This window comes from Salinicola sp. CPA57 (genome assembly GCF_003206035.1).
In the GTDB taxonomy this organism is placed as follows: Bacteria; Pseudomonadota; Gammaproteobacteria; order Pseudomonadales; family Halomonadaceae; genus Salinicola; species Salinicola socius.
Genome location: NZ_PZJR01000009.1, coordinates 217,191 through 232,329 on the forward strand (window position 1 = coordinate 217,191; position 15,139 = coordinate 232,329).

A 15,139-nucleotide genomic window follows, 5' to 3' on the forward strand; every position below is an offset into this window, starting at 1 on the left:
TGAGAGAGCGGGTGATGCAAAGAAAGCTGGAGAGTGTTCGTATAATTGAAACGCTGATCGGTCAGGCCGGTGCCGGGTACCCGGGCAACGCCAACGGCCCCATCAGGAGCCGTTGGCGGATGACGTCGAAGCCGTCGTGATCAGTCGCTGAGCAGTTGCCTCACCAGCGCCTGCCAGTAGGCAACGCCGAGAGGGGAGATGGCATCGTTGAAGTCATAGGCCGGGTTATGCAGGGCGGCGCTGTCGCCGTTACCGAGCCAGATATAGGCGCCCGGGCACCGCTCCAGCATGAAGGCGAAATCTTCCGATCCCATGCTCGGTGCCATGTCGCGGTGGATCTTGCCGATGCCGGGGAGCGTGGCGAGAATATCGGCGCAGCGCGCGGCGTGCTCGGGCGTGTTGATCGTTGCCGGGTAGCGCGCCTGGTAGTCGAGTTCTACCTTGAGTCCGTGAAACTGGGCGGTGGCATCGATGGCGTCGCCAAACCGCTTTTCCAATCTTGCCTTGAGCGTTGCATCGAAGCAGCGCACGGTGCCGCGCAGTTCGACCGATTCGGGAATGACGTTGTAGGCATCGCCCGCGTGAAACTGGGTGATGCTGAGCACCGCTGACTGATGCGGCGGTGTCTCGCGACTGATCAGCCCCTGCAACTGATTCACCAACTGGCAGGCGGCGAGCACCACGTCCGTACCCAGATGGGGCATCGCCGCATGACAGCCGCGGCCTGTCAGCTTGAGCGTGAAGACATCGAACGCCGCCATCACCGGCCCGTCGTGCACGGCGGCTTCGCCCACGGCCAGCCCTGGCCAGTTGTGCAGGCCGTAGACCGCCTCCATCGGGAAGCGCTCGAACAGGCCTTCTTCGACCATCACCCGGGCGCCACCCTCGCTTTCTTCGGCGGGCTGGAAGATACAGTGCACCTGACCCGCGAAGTCGGGATTCTTGGCCAGCGCGCAGGCTGCACCCAGCAGCATCGTGGTATGCCCGTCGTGGCCGCAGGCGTGCATGCGTCCGGGTATCGTCGAGCGGTAGTCGATGTCGTTGAGCTCCTCGATCGGCAGGGCATCGATATCGGCACGCAGGCCGATGCTTCGCCCCGTCCCCCGGTTGCCGTTGATAGTAACGACGACGCCGGTGCCACCGCCAAGTCCGGTGACCGGCTCGAGGTCGTGCTCGCGCAGAATGGCGACGATGCGCTCGCTGGTGCGAACCTCCTCGAAGGCGATTTCCGGGTGGCGGTGGAAGTCGCGGCGCCATTCGGTCAATGTCGTCGGATCGGGGTAGGGGGTTAGCTGGTTCATGTCGAACTCCCAAAAAGCGCGCCCGCAAACGCGGGCGCGGTGGTAAAGACCTCTGGTATTCAGCCTAGAGCAGAATTTGCGCGACGACCGCCGAGCCGACGTAGGTACCGGTGAATACCAGCAGCGAGATGATGATCAGCTTCCAGCCGGTCTGGCGGAACATGCTGAACTCACGCCGGCTCAGCGCCAGGCCGGCATAAGCCAGAACCGGGGTGACGATGGCGAGGAAGTTGACTGCGGCGAGCTGATCGACGATCCAGGCGCTGCCCGGGAAAAACGGCAGCGTCATGAGGATGCTCACCAGCGACACCCAGGCTACACCGGGGAGGTAGAACGGTGCAGCTCGGGTGATGACCAGACCGATCAGGGTCATGACGTAGAGAATGATCATGCCCGGCAGCGCATCGATCAGCGAGGCGCCGTTGATGGTATTGGCAATCCAGCCGACGACGCAGGCCATGGCCAGCACGGCGGCGGTCTTGCCGAGATCCGTTTCGGGGCGCTCTTCGCGGGTCAGGTCGGTCGCATCCTCATCTGCCGTGGCGCCCATCGTGCTGGCGGCTCGGCGACGACCGCCCAGGCGGCGATAAAGCCACTCGGCGACGGGCAGGGCGATGAATAGCGAGACATAAAGCCCGGTGGCATAGGTCAACAGGTTGCTGGCACCGGCGAAGGCGAGCAGGTCATCGGCGAGATCGGGCATGGCGCCGGCCAGCGCGCCGGAACACGCCGCCACCATGCTGCCGCTGCCGACACCGCAGGCCATCGCCAGCGCGCGCGGGTCGAACCAGCCCAGCGAAGCGAGATAGCCGGCCATCAACGCGAACCACAGCGTGCCGAACATGGTACCAACGACGTAGACCCCCATCACACCGACGCCTTCCGGCCCCTTGAGGCCGTACTTGTCGGAGATGATCGCGATGTTGGGTTCACGCGCGATCGAATAGGTCGCACCGATCGCTTCCCGCCCCATCTTGAGAACCAGCACCGCGACCGGCAATGCCACCAGCATGGTGCCGAGATTGCCCAGTTCCTGCAGGATCAGGGCGGGGCCTGCGCTGATGAGCTGATCGATGGCGGGGCCGATGGTCGAACCGAAGCGCGCGATGAACGGCATGATCGAGATCAGAATCAGCGGGGTGGCTGCCTGGCTGACGCTTTCGGGCAGAAATCGTTTGGTGCCGGCGAACAGATGCGGGTTGAGCAGTACCCCGAGAACGAAGGCGTAGAACAGCGGCAGTAGCAGAAGCGTGCCTGGCCCGAGCGGGATCTTGACGATACCGATCCATTCGCTGAGCAGCGACAGCACGACGACCAGCAGATGCAGGCGCCAATTGAGCAGTTGAGAGAGGGGCATCGATCGTTACCTCTTTGTTGTTGGTGGAGAGGTCATCCACCGAGTATCCAGAGAGAGTGTGATCGAATGAAAGGTGCGAGGTGTTCTGATTTTTGGATGACTGGAGCATCATGGATCATTCGCGACGAAAAACGGGGTGGGCCAAGGCCCACCCCGTCAACGCGATCATGATCGCCATTGTCCGTCGATTGTCGGACTAGATGATCAATCCTCTGGCAGCGCGTATACCACGACCTGATCGCCCACCTGATCCTTGAGGATGGTGTTGCCACCGGCGACGAAGGCGACATACTGCCGGCCCTTGTACTCGTAGACCGACGGATTGGCCACGGCCGGGGCCTCGGCCTGATCGGACCACAGCTCCTCGCCCGTCTCGAGCGAGTAGGCGCGCAGCTTGGCGTCCATCGACGCACCGATGAACACGACACCACCGGCAGTCACGGCCGGGCCACCGATGGTCGGCGAGCCCCATTTTTCCGGCATGAAGAAGCCGAACTGCTGCGACGCGCCGACCGGACGACGCCATTTCACGTCACCGGTATGCATGTCGATCGCCACCAGCTCGCCGAAAGGCGGTTCCCAGCAGGGCATGCCGAGCCAGTTCATCGCAACCTTGAGTCGCATGCCGTACGGCGCGCCTTTCTGCGGTGCGAAGCCGCTTTCGTTGCCGGAGCCGCTGTCCGCCTGCTCGTAGTCTTCACGGTTGTACAGCTTGACGTACTGCACGATATGCGAGGTGTTGACGACGGCGGTCTGAGTTTCGGGGTCGAAAGCCACGCCGCCCCATTGCACGCCACCCGAGCTGTCAGGGTAGGTCAATGCCCCTTCGCCTTTGGTGGTCGGCGGGGTGTACATGCCTTCGTACCAGAGGTTATCCCACAGACGCGAACACTGTCCGCCGCCCACGGCGTCGGCGAGACCCCAGATCTTGGGTTTCTCGGATTGATCCAGCAGCGGCGCAGGCTTGGTCGGGAATGGCTGGGTCGGAGCATAGACCTCGCCGTCGACACTACCGTCACCCTGCGGTACCGGACGCTCCTCGATCGGCCAGACGTCTTCGCCGGTCAGACGATTGACCACGAACAGGAAGCCCTGCTTGGTTGCCTGGACCAGCGCCGGGATCTTCTTGCCATCGACGGTGATGTCCATCAGCGTCGGCGCGGAGTTGATGTCGTAGTCCCAGATATCGTGGTGAACCCACTGACGCGACCACACCACTTTACCGGTCTCGATATCGAGCGCGGTGGTCGACGTCGCCAGCGGTGCCTCTTCGGTGCGGTTGCCACCCCAGTAGTTCGGTGACGGCGAAGAGACCGGCAGATAGAGCAGGCCGTTCTCGCGATCCGCGGACATGTGCGTCCACACGTTGGCGGTACCGCTCTTCTCGCGCATCTCGTCGGAAAGCGCCTGGAACGTCCACTCGAGTTCGCCGGTCTGGGCGTTGAGTGAAAAGATCGTTCCCGGCGGTGCCTGTTCGTAGGCCCAGTCCATGCCGGCCCAGCCGAGCATTAGATGGTCGCCGACCACGGTCGGCGGCTGCAGCACGGAGAGCGGCCATTCGGCGTGGGTGTCGTTCCATTGATTGACGTTGAGCACGCCGTTGTCGGCGAAGCCCTTGCAGAGTTCGCCGGTGTCGGCGTCCAGTGCGAACAGCTGGGCGTCCATGGTGCCCATGTAGACGATCTTCTGGCACGGCTCACCGGCGACCGGGTTTTCTGCCTCCCAGTAGGAGACACCGCGGTTCTTCAGCACCGGCTGGGTCAGAGCCTCACGCGAGGACTTGGTGTCGAAACTCCATTTTTCCTTGCCGGTACCCGGATCGAGTGCGATCAGGCGATAGAACGGCGTACCGATGTAGATGGTGTCGTTGGCGAAAACCGGGGTGGCCGACCACACGGTCGCCGGCGTATCGCCGGACCCATCGGCGACATCGCCGGTATGGAATTCCCAGACCTTCTCGAGATCACCGACATTGTCCGCGGTGATCTGATCGAGAGGGCTGTACTTCTGGGCATTGAGCTGACCGTGGAAGCTGTCCCAGGTCGGCGTCTCGGGCACCAGCGGAATCGGTGCCCGGTTGGCATTCTGCTGATCGCCCGAGTCCGCCGCGCTGACGTCCTGCGCCCCCTCATCGCCGGCTTGCGGCGTTTCGGACGACGTGGCGGCTTCGGACGACGTAGCGGCTTCGGAAGATTCAGCGGCTTCGGACGAGGTCGACGCCTTGGACGACGGCTGAGTGTCGCTCTGAGCCGATGTCTGATCGGACTCGGTCGGCTGGTCCTGCGCGAACAGCGGAACCGGGGCGAGCAGCAGTGCCAATGCCGTGGCCATACCCAACCGCTGTGCGGTGAGTTTCAGCGTGGGCAGCGGCATCGGTGACAGGGATGTTGGCATGGATCGGCTCCTCATGAATGGGCTGGTGTGGTGGATGCGGCTGGACTGGCCATGTCCAGGAGCAGGCCGATCAGGCCAACCACCATGGCGGCGGTCAGCCACCACTGATGCAGCAACAGTCCGGCGAAACCCGTGCCGACGAGCGCCAGCAGAATCAGCAAACGCAGCGCAACGCGTCCGCTGCGGCAGGAAAGAGGCGCCATGACCAGTGTCATGATGACCAGCGCGATCGTCGAAAGAATGACGGCGAGTGCACCGAGTGAGCCGTTGACGCCGGTCAGCGGAGTGAAGTAGGCATAAAGCGAGATGGCGAGCCCGGCAAGCGAGGCCACCAGCAGCACGATGATGCCCGCCCTGAATGATCGAGATTGCGACATGAGGTTGTTGTCTCCTGATGAGAGCGATGTGTTGCACCTGGCGATTGTGTCTGCGTTGCTCTGATGTTGCATCAGGCCAAAAAACATCGACGAAACAGTTCGATGGTGTGGCTAAGCTTGCTCGTATTCCCCTGGCCAGGCCGACCAAAGTATAAAGGATTTTTGGAAGTTAGCATGTAAACTAATTCGTTTTTTTGAGCTGGCCGAGCCTTTTTCATGACGTAGCCTCAGTCATGATAGTTTGTGTTGTTCGATTGCCAAGGGCGATCGGCACACCGCGACCGTGCGCCGTACGACCTATCGTGGGCCGGCGTTTGCTGGAGGGCAAGCGCAGCCAGCATAATGACCGGCCGTCACGCCGCGAGAGAGACGCTGTATGGAATCGTTCAACACCATCGGTCTAATTGGCCGTCTGGGCAGCGACAAGGTCGTCGAGACGCTCAAGCGCCTGACGATCTTTCTCGAGCGTCGTGGTCTCGATCTGGTGATCGAGGATCGCACCGCCGCGCTGCTGCCCGGCCATGGCCACAGTGAAGCCAAGCGCCGAGAGCTGGGCACGCTGTGCGATCTGGTGATCGTGGTGGGTGGCGATGGCAGTCTGCTGGGCGCGGCCCGTGCGCTCTGCCATAGCGCCACGCCGGTACTTGGCATCAATCGGGGGCGGCTGGGCTTTCTGACCGATATCTCCCCGGATGAGGTCGAGCAGAAGGTTGCCGAGGTACTGGAAGGCCAGTACGACACGGAACGTCGATTCCTGCTCGAGGCGGAACTCTTTCGCGGCGAACGCCTGATCGGATCCGGCACCAGTCTCAACGACGTGGTCGTTCACCCCGGCAAGGCTGCGCGAATGATCGAGTTCGAACTGTTCGTCGACGACCGCTTCGTCTACTCCCAGCGCTCCGATGGGCTGATCATGGCGACTCCGACGGGGTCGACGGCCTACGCGCTCTCCGGTGGCGGTCCGATCGTGCATCCGGGCCTGGAAGCCATCACGCTGGTGCCGATGTTCCCGCACACGCTCTCCAGCCGACCGATCGTGATCGATGCCGCCAGCGAGATTCGCGTGCATATCGGTGATATCAACCAAGCCTACCCGCATGTCAGCTGCGACGGTCAGACCCGCGTCGTCTGCAAGCCCGATGACGTTCTCTATGTCCGCCGACATGCCGAGCGTCTGACGCTGATCCATCCGCGCGGACACAGTTTCTTCGAAGCCTGTCGTTCCAAACTGGGATGGAGCAGCAGGCTGGGAGATTGACATGGCGCAGGACAGCGATGTCGACGGCTACGATCTGATCGGCGATGTCCATGGCTGCGGCCAGAGCCTGATCCGGCTGCTCGAGAAACTCGGCTATCGCGCGGAAGACGGGGTGTTTCGTCACCCACGCCGCCGGGTGATCTTCTTAGGCGATCTGATCGATCGTGGACCGAGCATCCGGCTGGCGGTGTCCGTTGCCAAACGCATGGTCGACGCCGGCGAGGCGCGCATCGTGATGGGTAACCACGAAGCCAATGCGCTGGCCTATTGTCATGCCGCGCCAAGCGACAGCGAACGCGAATGGCTGCGCGATCACACGCCGCGCAACAACCGTATCATCGGCCGCACGCTGGAGCAGTTCCACGCCTTTCCGCTGGAGTGGGAAACCTGCCTTTCCTGGTTCATGACATTACCGCTGTGCCTCGAGCTTGATGGCCTGCGGGTGGTGCATGCGTGCTGGGACGACTCCTTGGTCGCCGCGTTTTTGAAGCGTTACCCCAACGCCCGTATCGACCGTGAGTTCCTGATCGAATCGACGCGTCATGGCAGTCTGGCCCACCAGATATTGGATCGCCTGACCCGGGGTACCCAACTGCCGCTGCCGCCGGGCATGGAGATTCACTCGGGTGACGGCTTTACCCGACGCTCGTTTCGCACCCATTTCTGGTGTCGGAATCCGCGGACCTACGGCGACGTGGTCTTTCAGCCCGACAATCTGCCGCCGGCGCTCGAGGACCGGCCATTGCGCACTGACGAGCGTGCGCGGCTGACCTACTATCCGGAATCGGCGCCGCCCCTGTTCGTCGGTCATTACTGGTGCAAGGGCGTGCCGGCTCTGCCGCGGTCGAATATCGCCTGTCTCGACTACAGCGCAGTGAAGTACGGTCGACTGGTCGCTTATCGCTGGGAAGGGGAGAGTCGGCTCGACGCCAATCATTTCGTCTGGGTCGATGTGTCGCAGGAGGGGATCCGGGGGTGAGATGGCCACGGCACCGGTCTCTTTTTGCATTTTTTTACATGATGCGCAGGTTTCTGATTTGGCGATGTTTTTGGGGTCGGTTCAGCGGATTTCAGGAGGGCGATGGATTTTTTTCGGCGATGTCGGGAACTACCGCCCACGGCAACCCTCAAAGTCAGTGTTCCCTTGAATGATCCCTTGCTCTTATCCGGCGGCCCTCCCGCCGGATTTTTCTTTGTTGGGCCTGTAGAATGGCGATCCGAGCGTCGTGGGCATTCGTGTCGAGCTTCGCGGTGCCAGCGTCGTCGGTGCAGGTGTTTCGCTATTTTCTCGCCAAGCGGGTCGGACGTCCTCTATGTACAAACTCCTCGAACTGCCCGGTGATCTGGACACTCGCCCGCTGAGGCAGGCGCTGTGGGCGCATCACGTCGGTCATCGCTTCACCCGGCAGGACGATCTGCAGGTGCTGTGGCTGGCCGACCCCGAGCAGCGAGATGCGGCGGCTCGGCTGATCGAGCTCTGGCGGCGTGGTGAGCTGGAGGCATCGGCGGCGACTTCTGCGCCGCGCCGCCGGCCCAGCGTCACCGGCCAGGCATTCGGCCAGGCACCGCTCGCGGCAGGTCTGATCGCAGTCTGTGTGGCGATTTTTCTCGCCATGACATTCGCGGGCGACGCCATCGTCCGTGCACTCACCATCGTGCCGCTCGATGTGGTGGGCCAGCGGCTGGTGCCGGGAGACCTCGTCTCCGATACCCTGGCCGGCGGCCAGATCTGGCGCCTGTTCACGCCAGCGCTTCTGCATTTCGGCTGGATGCATCTGATCTTCAACATGCTGTGGGTATGGTATTTCGGCCGTCAGGTCGAGTCGGTTCAGGGCTGGCGCCGGCTCGGCATCATCGTTGTCGTCGCGGCGGTGTTTTCCAACCTCGCGCAATATGTCACCGGCACCGTCCTGTTCGGCGGCATGTCGGGCGTCGACTATGCGCTGCTGGGTTACGTGTGGCTGATGTCTCGCCGCCGGCCCGGCAGCGGTTTCTTCGTGCCCCAGATGCTGATGGTCTTCATGCTGGCCTGGATGGTCTTTACCATGACGGGGCTGGGCGATGCCTTCGGTTTCGGCAATGTCGCCAACGAGGCGCATCTGGGCGGGTTGCTGATCGGGCTGATCATGGGGTGGTTTGCCAGCCGCAACGCGTCGGGCGGCGGTCACGACGCTTCAGGAGGACAGAAATGAACGAAATGAATTTCGACCGCATGGTCGCGCAGATGACGCCGGAGATGTACGAAAACTTCAAGCAGGCCATTCAGTTGCGCAAGTGGCCCGACGGTCGCCGGTTGAGTGCCGAACAGACCGAACTGTGCCTGGAAGCGGTGATCAAGTACGAGATGATTCACGACGTGCCTGCGGATCAGCGCGTGGGTTATCTGGAACGCAACGAGTGTGTCTCCGGTAGCCACTCTTCCGCCGAGGAAGCTGCGGTCAAATGGATCAACTGATCGCCAGCGTGCACACCCCTGCTGCGCTCGAGGCTGATCGGATCGCCAGCGGCCAGTTGCGCAAGCTCGATATTCGGTTGTCGGCGGAGAGTGGCCGGGCGGATTACACCTTGCGCGCCGGCGAGCAGCGACTGGCCCTCAACGGCTGGCTGGGTCAGCGAATCCGGTTGCATCATACCGGCAAGATTCACTGCATCGAATGTGGGCGAGCCACGCGCAAGAGCTTCGGTCAGGGCCACTGCTACCCCTGTTTCTCGTCGCTGGCGCATTGCGATCTCTGCATGATGCGTCCGGAGACCTGCCACTACTTTCAGGGCACTTGCCGTGACCCGGCCTGGGGCGAGCGCCACTGCTTTCGACCGCATACGGTCTATCTCGCCAACGCTTCGGGTCTCAAGGTCGGCATTACCCGGGGTACCAATACCCCTGGGCGCTGGCTGGATCAGGGCGCGGTCCAGGCGCTACCGATTCTCGACGTCGACACGCGCCAGCAGTCCGGGTTGGTGGAAACGCTGTTCAAGGCACGGGTATCCGATCGCACCAACTGGCGTGCAATGCTCAAGGGGGAGGTCGAACCGCTCGACTTGATTGCCGAGCGCGATCGTCTGCTGGCCGAACTCGAACCCGGGCTTGCCGAGTTGCGCCAGCGTTTCGGCAACGATGCCATCCAGACGATCGACGATGTGCCGCCGTTGGCGATCGACTATCCGGTGCTCGAATGGCCGCGCAAGATCGTTTCGCTCAATTTCGACAAGACGCCGAGGATAGAGGGCACCCTGATGGGGCTCAAGGGGCAATACCTGATTCTCGACACCGGCGTCATCAACCTGCGCAAGTTCACCGGCTATCAGGTCGCGGTGGAAACCGAAGCGGCCTGATTCCGACGATGACCGTCAGCGCGGTTTGCGCTCGAGCTGGCGTTCCATGCGCTTCAGAAATACCGCCATGACCTGTTCATAGAGCGCATCCTTCAGTACCAGGTCTTCCACGCCGGCATCCAGGTTGGGGTTGTCGTTGACCTCGATGACCACCACGCGCTCGCCGATCTGCTTGAGATCGACCCCGTATAGCCCGTTGCCGATCAGCTTGGTCGCCCGCAGTGCTGCCTTGACCACCGGGGGTGGCACTTCGGAGAGATCGTGAGTGGTGAAACCGCCGCTGCGAGTCTTGCCGCTGGAGTGGTCGTAGATCTGCCAATGGCCGCGCGCCATGTAGTAGCGACTGGCGAACAGCATCTGGCCGTCGAGGACGCCGATGCGCCAGTCGAAGTCGGTGGGCAGCCACTCCTGCAGCAGCAGCAGCGCGGAAGATTCGAACAGCTTCGGCGCTTCCGCCTCCAGTTCCTCCCGCGAACGAATCTTGACCACCCCCTTGGAAAAGGCGCCGTCGGGCACCTTGAGTACCAGCGGATATTCCAGCTGGACGAGCTTTTCGTCGAGACGGCTCATGTCGCCGCGGTAGAGCAGTTGTCCGCGAGGCGCGGGAATCTTGTGAGTACCCAGCAGCTCGTGAAGGAAGATCTTGTTGGTGCAGCGCAGGATCGACTGGGGATCGTCGATCACGACCAGGCCTTCATGTTCCGCCTTCTTGGCCATGCGATAGGTGTGATGATCCAGCCGCGTCGTCTCGCGGATGAACAGCGCGTCGAATTCGGCCAGCCGTCCTGCGTCGCGATGCGTGATCAGGCTGACGTCGATCCCCAGGCGTCGGCCGGCACGAATGAAGCGCTTGAGTGCGCCCTTGTTGCTGGGTGGCAACGTCTCTTCCGGATCGATCAGGATCGCAAGATCGAAGCGATAGCGACGACGAGCGCGCGGCGTGCGCCAGACCCGGGTGGAGTGGCGGTTCAGCGCCGTCGCGAACAGATCTTCTTCGCCGGACTGCAATGCCGTCAACGCCAACGGCTTGAGTCGTGCCAGTCGCCACACGTTCTGGCGTTTCTCGAAGCGGGCTTCCAGCAGCGGATGGGGCAGGCGCTCGAACAGGCGCCGGGCCAGGCGCTGCAACTCCGGCTCCCGGCACTCGCCGAAAAACACCCGCAGCGAAAAGGTGTCGCCTTCCAGCACGCCACGCTTGTTCAGTTCCATCAGCAGCGGATCGATGGCCGCCAGCTGCATGTCGATCAATGCCTTGCGCGACAGCTGATTGAGCGTCTCCACACTGGGCAGAACCCGCTGATCGCGAGCCTGGGCCAGCAGCGAGACGTAGTAGCCGGTTTCCAGATAGTCGAGATTGGCGCAAAGATTGATGACATGTGTGGCGTCATCGGTCGTCGTCACGCCTTGCTGGGCCAGAAAGGCATCGGCGCTGATCAAATCTTCGGAAGGGTAGTAAGGTTGCCAGTCGGCAAGGCGGTCGACGACGATACGCAGGCGTGACATGAATCGGTGGCTCCTTTTCCGACATCGTCTCTCGGCGAGGGGTCGGCGGTCGATACGGCAAGCTGCCGGGGGCTTAAAGGCAAAATAGCATGCGATGATGTGAAGGCGGCGACAAGTCGTGACAGGCGTGAAATAATTTCACCATCGTCGGTGTGGTCGCTTCCGCCATTGCCCATTTGGCGGGCTGTCGGGCCCGCTCAAGATGAATGACAGCCGGGATGTACACAATTCCCGAATTCGCCGGATTTGCGGACGAACCAAGGCCCTGACAAACCGAAATCTCCGTTGAACCAGATAAGAGCGCAAGCATGCTCCGCACCCTTCGCCACGGCCTGCCCGCCGATTGCGACGCCCTGTATGAACTGGAAGAACGCTGCTTCGATAGCGATCGCTTCAGCCGCCGCCAACTCGCGCACCTGCTGACCCGAGCCAACGCCGCCAATCTGCTGGCGGTGGCCGAAGACCAGCGAGTCATCGGTTATGGCACGCTGCTGTTCCGCCGTAACAGCGTCACCGCCAGGCTCTACTCCTTTTGCGTCGATCCGGCGGCCCGCGGAAGCGGGCTGGGTCGGGAACTGCTCCAGGCACTGGAGGAAACGGCAAGAGAGCGGGGCAGCCAGCGCCTGCTGCTGGAAGTACGCGCGGATAACCGCGTGGCGATGGGACTCTATCGCCGGATGGGCTTCAATGCGCGTCGCTGGCTGGACGACTACTATGCCGACGGCTGTGCCGCCTGGCAGATGGACAAGCGACTGGAGGCGGCCGAAGCGCCATTGGCCGACTGACGGCGCCCGCCGACTCACTCCGGCCGCGTCGCGGCCCCATTTCCTGATAGAGGACTGATATTTATGCCGTCTTTCGACATCGTTTCCGAATTCGATCGCCACGAAGCGACCAATGCCGTCGATCAGGCGAATCGCGAAATCCAGACCCGCTTCGACTTTCGCGGCGTCGACGCCAGCTTCTCGCTGGAGGGAGAGACCGTCTCGATCGAGGCGGACGCCGAATTCCAGCTGCAGCAGATGATCGACGTGCTGCGCAACAAGCTGATCGCTCGCGGGATCGATCCGCGCTGCATGGACATCCAGGATGCCCAGACCTCCGGCGTCAAGGCGCGTCAGGAGGTCAAGCTCAAGCAAGGCCTCGAACAGCCGGATGCCAAGGCGATCGTCAAACTGCTCAAGGATTCGAAGCTCAAGGTGCAGCCGGCGATCCAGGGCGACAAGGTCCGTGTGAGCGGCAAGAAGCGCGACGACCTGCAGCAGGCGATCGCCCTGCTCAAGGGGGAAGATGGCCCGGACCTGGCACTGCAGTACGATAACTTTCGGGAGTGAGGGGTACGCCTTGCACGTCTTCCCGAATCATCCCTAACGCGACGGTCAGGCTCCAGCCGTGGCGTATCTACCGAACCCGCATGGCATGCGGGTTTTTCGCCCGATAGTATTATCCTGGCGATGGGTTTTTTCCTACCTTCCGCCACCAGAAGGCCAGCGCTGATTTGACGATTGTGCGAGGCGATACGATGACAGGAGAGGGTGGCATGTCCGCTGGCCGAAAGAAAATGAGTTTTTTAAAAAACGCGGTTCGATTGAAAAAGGAATTCTTCAGAGCCTTTAAGCTTCGGTTGATGGTGTCGAAATATTATGCTCGCGACAAAGAGATTGATTATAAAAATATAAATAAGGTATTGCTTTTGAGGCTCGATGATAAAATTGGAGATATGATTGTTGCATCCGGCGTCATCAGGTTTTTTGCTGAAAGAAATGTTAAGGTTTATCTTTTGACGGGCCCGCTTTGTGCCGATTTGCTGGCCCATTCTGAATATGTTGAAAAGGTGTTTATCTACAAGCGTCGTGAGTCTTTGAAACCACTTCAGCAAGAGTGTTTTGATGTGGTCATCGACTTCGATGATGTGGTGACCTATGAACGCTGCAGGCTTGTTCATAAGCTGTCAGCGAAACATAGTGTTGGTTTTAACAAGGGAGATCTTCCGATTTATCGGAAGTCAATTGAACTTCTTGATCCGAGTCGACATATCACCGAGCGGCATCGTAGCGTATTGCGGCTTTTTGCTTCGGAGGAACATGGTTATCGCTATCATTTGCCGATCCACCCAGACGCCGTGGCTCGAGTTGATGCGCTGGTAAGCAGTTTGACTTATAAAAGATTGATAGCCATCAATCCTTTGACGGGTTCAAAAGATAAAGACTTATCTGCTGATCAGGTCCAGCAATTGGTGTATCATATTAAAAGGCATCATCCCCAGGACCTGGTCGTTCTTATCGGCATGGAATCGAAGATTTCTGCCATGGGTATTGAGAAAATCGTGTATGTGGAAGGGAGTACGGTGAGTACCGCAGTTGAAATCGTCAGAAGGGCCGATGTCATCGTTTCACCGGACACCTCCATCGTTCATATGTGCAATGCATTCAACAAGCCTCTTCTTGCAATTTATAACAAAAGAAAGCTGAAGGACACTGGCCTAGTTGGGTATAAAATATGGGCACCAAATTATGCTCGTGCACGACAACTCGTTGTCGAGAGTGAGCAGGTTAGCCAGCTGTCCAATGAGAACTTGCAGGAAGAGTTCGATCGCCTGTTAAGTAGTGTTTGATGGGTGTTTGCTGTGGGCTGTCATGCACTTGAGTGGATCTGGAGGGATGTCAGCTTCCCGCATTCAAGTTTCTTCGAACGGAGGCCAACCACGGTAAGCCATACCGTAACGCTACTAGGTCTTTTGAATATTCCGTAATTACTGTTTGACATGAAGCCGTAAATTCATCCTAGGTCATCGGTTTTAATATCATCGCTGTTTCTGTATACCTCGCTACCCAATGCCAGCATGCTCAGATTGCCGAACATGAAGCTCTCGTGAAGCACCCGGAGAGGCTGGCCCTCCATCGCCCCCACGCACATCAGTAACGGCAGAAAGTGCTCGGGCGTCGGGTGCGCGTAGCGGGCATTCGGCGCATCCCGCCAATCTTTCATCGCGCCGAGATCGCCGCGTGCGGCGACGTCGATGACCCAGTCGTGAAATTGCCTCGCCCAGGGATCCGGCGCATCGTGGATGAAGTGTCGATCCCCGAGATTGTGGGTGGCGGCGCCGGAGCCGATCAGCATGAACGCGTTTTGCTCCGCCCAGCGGCCTAGCGAGGCGGCGCTGTTCAATTGGGCTGCCACACCGGTCTGCATCGGTACGCTGATCGGTATCAACGGTACGTCGGCCTGCGGCCAGAGCAACGAGAGTGGCGACCAGATGCCGTGGTCGAGCGCTCGCTCGGCATCCAGGAGCGTATCGATTCCCTCGTTATTGAGCCCTGTCACTAACGTTTTGGCCATTTCGGGCAAGCCGCGAGCCGGATAATGCGTTCGATAGAGAGCATCGGGGAAGCCGTGGAAGTCGTGCCAGGTGCGAGGACGGCTGGATCCCCCAACGACCAGACCCGGCGTCTCGAAGTGCGCCGAGATGATCAACGCGCCGCGAGGCTTCGGCAGTCGCTCGCCGAACTCTCGCAGGAAAGTGCGAGCAGGATGATCGATTAGACTGAGATCGGGAGATCCGTGAGACAGATAGAGTACCTGGCGTGTGGTCATGATCGGCGCTCCTGTCATGGGA

Annotated in this window: 14 protein-coding genes; 8 read left to right on the plus strand and 6 right to left on the minus strand. The window is 60.8% G+C overall.

Annotated elements, in window-relative coordinates:
• Positions 1-140 precede the first annotated feature (140 nt).
• The 4 genes from DOM36_RS10905 to DOM36_RS10920 form a co-directional block, all read right to left on the minus strand.
• Entirely contained in the window at positions 141-1,301 is a 1,161-nt protein-coding gene (locus DOM36_RS10905; RefSeq protein ID WP_075569010.1) for a M20 aminoacylase family protein, read from the minus strand.
• Positions 1,302-1,365: 64 nt separating this feature from the next.
• Positions 1,366-2,658 carry a DUF3100 domain-containing protein gene (locus DOM36_RS10910; protein ID WP_075569011.1) on the minus strand — a complete coding sequence of 431 codons (1,293 nt, stop codon included), beginning with the start codon at positions 2,656-2,658 and terminating at the stop codon, positions 1,366-1,368.
• A 204-nt stretch (positions 2,659-2,862) separates the two neighbouring features.
• The gene (locus DOM36_RS10915) at positions 2,863-5,052 is read right to left on the minus strand and encodes a pyrroloquinoline quinone-dependent dehydrogenase (RefSeq protein ID WP_232823797.1); all 2,190 of its coding nucleotides are present in this window, start codon (positions 5,050-5,052) and stop codon (positions 2,863-2,865) included.
• An 11-nt stretch (positions 5,053-5,063) separates the two neighbouring features.
• A complete protein-coding gene (locus DOM36_RS10920) occupies positions 5,064-5,429 on the minus strand; it encodes a hypothetical protein (RefSeq protein ID WP_075569012.1) in 366 nt (121 codons plus the stop codon).
• 376 nt (positions 5,430-5,805) lie between these two features.
• Between DOM36_RS10920 and DOM36_RS10925 the strand changes: the two genes are divergently transcribed.
• The 5 genes from DOM36_RS10925 (at position 5,806) to DOM36_RS10945 (ending at position 10,020) form a co-directional block, all read left to right on the plus strand.
• The gene (locus tag DOM36_RS10925; protein ID WP_075569013.1) at positions 5,806-6,687 is read left to right on the plus strand and encodes an NAD(+) kinase; all 882 of its coding nucleotides are present in this window, start codon (positions 5,806-5,808) and stop codon (positions 6,685-6,687) included.
• A 1-nt stretch (position 6,688) separates the two neighbouring features.
• Entirely contained in the window at positions 6,689-7,666 is a 978-nt protein-coding gene (locus DOM36_RS10930; protein WP_075569014.1) for a metallophosphoesterase, read from the plus strand.
• Positions 7,667-8,000: 334 nt separating this feature from the next.
• Positions 8,001-8,879 (plus strand): rhomboid family intramembrane serine protease, encoded by an 879-nt coding sequence (locus DOM36_RS10935; protein ID WP_110643101.1) that lies wholly within the window; start codon positions 8,001-8,003, stop codon positions 8,877-8,879.
• The gene (locus DOM36_RS10940) at positions 8,876-9,142 is read left to right on the plus strand and encodes a DUF1315 family protein (protein ID WP_075569016.1); all 267 of its coding nucleotides are present in this window, start codon (positions 8,876-8,878) and stop codon (positions 9,140-9,142) included. Before DOM36_RS10935 ends, DOM36_RS10940 begins: the two co-directional genes overlap by 4 nt.
• Positions 9,130-10,020: a DUF2797 domain-containing protein gene (locus DOM36_RS10945; RefSeq protein ID WP_083941519.1), complete on the plus strand. Its 891-nt coding sequence runs from the start codon at positions 9,130-9,132 to the stop codon at positions 10,018-10,020. Before DOM36_RS10940 ends, DOM36_RS10945 begins: the two co-directional genes overlap by 13 nt.
• A 15-nt stretch (positions 10,021-10,035) precedes the next feature.
• Here the strand turns inward: DOM36_RS10945 and DOM36_RS10950 are convergent, their stop codons facing one another.
• Positions 10,036-11,523 carry a RimK family protein gene (locus DOM36_RS10950; RefSeq protein ID WP_075569017.1) on the minus strand — a complete coding sequence of 496 codons (1,488 nt, stop codon included), beginning with the start codon at positions 11,521-11,523 and terminating at the stop codon, positions 10,036-10,038.
• 308 nt (positions 11,524-11,831) lie between these two features.
• Here DOM36_RS10950 and rimI point away from each other — a divergent pair, with 308 nt between their 5' ends.
• From rimI to DOM36_RS10965, 3 genes are all read left to right on the plus strand, one after another.
• Entirely contained in the window at positions 11,832-12,308 is a 477-nt protein-coding gene (gene rimI, locus DOM36_RS10955; RefSeq protein WP_075569018.1) for a ribosomal protein S18-alanine N-acetyltransferase, read from the plus strand.
• 63 nt (positions 12,309-12,371) lie between these two features.
• Positions 12,372-12,857 (plus strand): YajQ family cyclic di-GMP-binding protein, encoded by a 486-nt coding sequence (locus tag DOM36_RS10960; protein WP_075569019.1) that lies wholly within the window; start codon positions 12,372-12,374, stop codon positions 12,855-12,857.
• A gap of 206 nt (positions 12,858-13,063) precedes the next feature.
• On the plus strand, positions 13,064-14,137 hold the full coding sequence (locus tag DOM36_RS10965) for a glycosyltransferase family 9 protein (RefSeq protein WP_157958624.1): 1,074 nt from the start codon (positions 13,064-13,066) through the stop codon (positions 14,135-14,137).
• A gap of 164 nt (positions 14,138-14,301) precedes the next feature.
• Here DOM36_RS10965 and DOM36_RS10970 read toward each other — a convergent pair whose 3' ends face one another.
• Entirely contained in the window at positions 14,302-15,117 is an 816-nt protein-coding gene (locus DOM36_RS10970) for a class III extradiol ring-cleavage dioxygenase (protein ID WP_157958625.1), read from the minus strand.
• Positions 15,118-15,139 lie beyond the last annotated feature (22 nt).